Below are 4805 nucleotides of genomic sequence, written 5' to 3'. Positions count from 1 at the left end.
GCTCCTGGCCTGTACCGCAAGCCGAGCCCCGTAGCAGCCGGTAGGCCCCTGGGCAAAATAAAGGAGGAGGCCGCCAGGCCGGGGGACATTTGCGCCAGGGGCCTACCGGCTGCTACGGGGCCCTCACGCTCGCGACATACCGGAGCGAAGACACAGCCTGGCACTGCCCGTCCGGGCCGACGGCCGGCGCTACCGGGAATCTGGGATTCGCGTGGAGCCGGCCAGCGGCCGGCGCTACCGGGAATCTGGGATTCGCGTGGAGCCGGCCAGCGGCCGGCACTACCGGGAAGCTGGGATCGCGGGGAGCCGGCCAGCGGCCGGCACTACCTAAAGCCGGGTACGTTGGCCGGACAGGGGGGCGTTCAGGCGACCGTTGCCGCTTCGCCCTTCGCCGGCAGGCCGCGGGCGCGGCGGATGATCCTGCCCACCGCGATGCTCATGTCATCGAGCATCGCGTAGATGGTCGGCAGGAACAGCAGACTGACCACCGTGGAGAACGCCAGGCCGCCGGCAATGGCACGTGCCATCGGGTAGTACGGCGGGCCGTTGCCCAGCAGCTGGGTGTCGGTGAGCGAGATCGGGATCATCGCCAGGATCGCGGTGCCCATGGTCATCATGATCGGGCGCAACCGCTCGCGCGAGCCTTCCACCAGCGCCTGGGTGCGGCCCATGCCGCGCCGACGCAGGTTGTTGATGTGCTCGATCATCACGATACCGTTGTTCACCACCACGCCCATCAGCACCAGGATGCCGATGAAGGACATGATTCCGAACGAGGTCCCGGTCAGCCAGAACAACCAGAACACCCCGAAGATCGAGAACAGCACCCCGCTCATGATCGCCGCCGGGAACAGCAGCGATTCAAACACCGCGGCCATCACCACGTAGATCATCACCAACGCGATGATCAGGTTGAACAGCATCTGCTGCATGGCCTCGTTGTCGTTGCCGTAGTCGCCGCCATCGAAGGTGAAGGTATAGCCGGCCGGGAAGCTCATCGGCGTGAGCGTCGCTTCCATCGCCTTGCGCGCTTCCGGGGCGGTGACCTTCTCGGCCAGGTTGGCCTTGATGGTCAACGTGGTCTGGCGGTTGGTGCGGCCGATCTGCGTCGCCGACGGCCTGATCGACACATCCACCAGGCTCAGCAACGGCACCGATCGGCCGTCGCCGGTACGCACGGTGAAGCTGGCCAGGTCTTCCGGGCTGCTCTGTTCGGCCCCGGCGAACCGCACCCATACCGGCACCTCGCTGTCGCYGCGCCGGAACTCGCGCATCGGCGCACCGCGCAGCGCCAGGCCGACAAAGCTGGCGACCTGCTCTGCATTGAAGCCGAACGCCGCCGCGCGCTCGCGATCGACGTGGATGGCCAGCTCGCTGCCCTTCTCGCCGTTGTCGATGCGCACGTCGCGCAGTTCCTTGCGCTGTGCCAGCAGCGGCACCACCTCCTCGCCGATCTCCTGCAGCATCTTGGTCGAGTCGCCGACCAGCTGCACCTGCACGGATTGATTGCTGCTGCCGCCACCGTCGCCGCCCTGGTTGCCGACGATGTAATCGGCACGCGCCGAACGCGGCAGGCCCTTGCGCAGCGCTTCCTGCACGGCAGGCATGTTGTCGGCATGCTCTGCGTCGAAGGTCACCGTCGTGCTGCTGCCTTCCTGCTCGCTGTACCAGGAATAGATCTGGGTGATGTGCAGCTTCTCGCGCTGGCCATCGAGGTAGTGCTCGACGCGCGCGACTTCCTCGGACATCTGGCTGTAGGTGTAGGCGCCCTTCCAGTTGTAGCCGATGAACACCTCGTGGCCACCTTCGCCCCCGAACATGTCGATCTTGGTCAGCTTCATCGGCACCAGGCTGATGGCCACCACCATCAGGATGCCGAACACGCTCCAGCCCCGATGTTCCAGCGTCCAGCGCAGGACCTTGGCATAGCGGCGCTGCAGGCGCGCGATCACCCCGGATTCGGCGTGCACCAGCTTGGGGGTCTGCATGCGCGCGGACAGCATCGGGATCAGGCTGACCGCCACCAGCCACGAGGCCAGCAGCGAGACCGAAATGGTGATCGCGATCTGCGACATGAAGATGCTGATGTTGTTGGTTTCACCGAACAGGTTCGGCACGAACACGATGCAGTGGCACAGGGTGCCGGCACTCAGCGCGATGGCCACGTTGCGCGTGCCGATGATCGAGGCCAGCCGCGGCTGGTCGGGCATGCGTTCGCGTTCCTGGTAGATGCTCTCCACCACCACCACCGCGTTGTCCACCAGCATGCCGACGGCCAGCAGCAGGCCCATCATGGTCAGGATGTTGAGCGTGACCCCGGCAAAGTACATGAAGCCCAGGGTGATCACGAAACAGATCGGGATCGCCAGGGTCACCATCAGCGTGGACGGCCAATGGCGCAGGAAGAAGAACAGCACCGTGATCGACAGCAGCAGACCGACCGCGCCGGCCTCGGCCAGCTCCAGCAGCGAGGAGGTGACCATCTTGCCCTGGTTGTCGATGACCTTGATCTGCACATCGCGCATCGACGGCTGCTTGCGGATCGCCTCCACTTCGGCGAGCGCTGCGCGCGAAACTTCCACCAGGTTGGCGCTGCGCTCCTTGAAGATGTCCAGGCCGACGGCCGGGTTGCCATCCAGGCGGCGGCCGTAGTTCATCCGCGTGGGCTTGAGCCGGATGTCGGCGATGTCGCCCAGGCGCAGGCCCTTGGTGTCGATCACCAGGTCGCGCAGTTCCTGCAGGTCGGTGATCTCCCCGACCGGCTGGATGCGCACGCGCTGGCCGTTGTCATCGATCTGCCCGGCCGAGATCGAGAAGTTCAGCGTGCGCAGACGGTCGCTGAGGTCGTTGATGCTCAGGTTGTGCGCGGTCAGGCGGTCCGGGCTGATCGCAATCTCCACCTCGTTGGGTGGCGCGCCGGAGATATTGACCCGGGCCACGCCGGGGATGCGTTCGATGCGCCGCTTGAACTCGCGGTCGAGCATGTCGTACGCGCCGGTGAGGTCGCTGCTGCTGGCCAGGCGCACCTTGAGCACCGGGTCATCGCTGCTGGACCACTTGAACACGCTGTAACGCTGCAGGTCATCGGGCAGGTCGGTGCGGATCGCGTCGATGCGCTCGCGCGCGTCCGAGGCGGCGATGGCGATGTCGCGGTCCCAGTCGGTGAACTCGATGAAGATGCTGGCCCCTTCGGAGGTGGCCGAGGAGCGCATGCGCTTGATCCCGGTCATGGTGGCCAGCGCTTCTTCGGTGGGGCGGATGATGTTGCGCTCCACTTCCTCGGGGGTGGACCCGGTGTAGGGCACCTGCACGAACAGGAACGGGGCCGAGATGTCCGGCAGTGCCTCCAGCGGCAACCGCAACGAGGCGATCAGCCCCACCACCGCCAGCGACACGAAGCACATGATGGTGGTGATGGGACGGCGGATGGAGAACTCGGCGATGCTCATGCCGGCTCCCGTGCGGTGCCGGTGCCGGGGGTCTCGACGAAACCGGCTTGCTTGCGCCCTCGTTCGCGGTAATACGCATCGCCGCGACCATCCAGCAGGTCGTACACCACCGGGATGACGATCAGGGTCAGCAGGGTGGACACCAGCAGGCCACCGATGACGGTGATCGCCATCGGCGCGCGCACTTCGGCGCCCTCGCCCATCGCCACCGCCAGCGGCAGGAAGCCGAACAGCGTGCACAGGGTGGTCATGATGATCGGCCGCAGGCGTGAGCGCGCGCCCTCCACCAGTGCCTGCTGCTTGGGCACCCCGGACTCGCGCAGCTGGTTGACCTTGTCGATCAGGATGATCGCGTTCTTGGTCACCAGCCCCACCAGCAGGATCAGGCCGATGAACACCACCACCGAAATCGGCTTGCCGGTCAGCATCAGCGCCAGGATCGCGCCGACCAGGGCCAGCGGGATGGTGAACAGGATGACGAACGGGTGCAGCAGCGATTCGAACTGCGACGCCATCACCAGGTAGACCAGGAAGATCGCCAGGCCGAAGGCGAAGATCAGCGAGCGCGCCGATTCGGCCAGCTCCTCACCCTGCCCGCCGATGTGCATGCCCACGCCGGCGCCCAGCGGGTCCTTGGCGACCATGTCCTGCACTTCGCGCACCGCACCGCCCAGGTCGATGTCGCGCAGGTTGGCCGAAACCACCGCCACGCGCGTCTGGTCGGCGCGGTGGATCTCGCTCGGGCCGTTGGTGGCGACCACCTCGGCCACCGCATCCAGGGTCACCGGACGGCTGCTGCCGGGATTGACGATGAGCCGGCGGATGCTGTCCACGCTGGCACGGTCGCCTTCCTGGGCCCGCACCAGCACGTCGATCTTGCGGTCGCGGAAGCTGTAGCGGGTGGCCACGTCGCCACGCACCTTCTTGACCACCACATCGGCGATCTGGCGGGTGGTCAGGCCGAGTGCGCCGGCACGTTCCTGATCGAAGCGGATCTGGATTTCCGGGAAGCCTTCCTCGACCGTGGATTTGACGTCGGCGTAGTGGGGGTTGTTGCGCAGCATCGCCGCCAGTGCCTGGCCGGCGTGTTCCAGGGTGGCCATGTCCTGGCCGCGCAGCTCCACTTCCAGTGGCGTGGAGAAACTGAACAATGCCGGCCGCGCGAAGTCGACCTGCACGCCCGGATGCTGCTTCATCGAATCACGCAGGCGCTCGGTGATGGCCGCTTCCGTGCGGGCGTCGCCGCCACCGGCCATGACCACGGTCAGCTTGCCGATGTTCTCGCCGCTTTCGGTCGGGCTGGCATCCAGCCGCGTGCCGCTGCCGCTGACCCCGTACAACGAGGCGATCTGGCCG

General features: G+C 66.5%; 2 protein-coding genes. Both read right to left on the bottom strand.

Going from position 1 to position 4805, the window contains the following annotated elements; all coding sequences use genetic code 11:
• Window positions 1–362: 362 nt before the first annotated feature.
• Window positions 363–3449, bottom strand: coding sequence for an efflux RND transporter permease subunit (locus ACXJKH_RS14970; RefSeq protein ID WP_457320427.1), 3087 nt, complete (start codon window positions 3447–3449; stop codon window positions 363–365).
• A partial coding sequence (locus ACXJKH_RS14965) for an efflux RND transporter permease subunit (RefSeq protein WP_457320425.1) occupies window positions 3446–4805 on the bottom strand: 1360 nt, incomplete at its 5' end. The genes ACXJKH_RS14965 and ACXJKH_RS14970, both read right to left, overlap by 4 nt.

Source organism: Stenotrophomonas sp. P5_B8 (assembly GCF_054049855.1).
The sequence above is the reverse complement of the archived record's forward strand: the minus strand, read 5'-3'. Positions and strand labels throughout refer to the sequence as shown.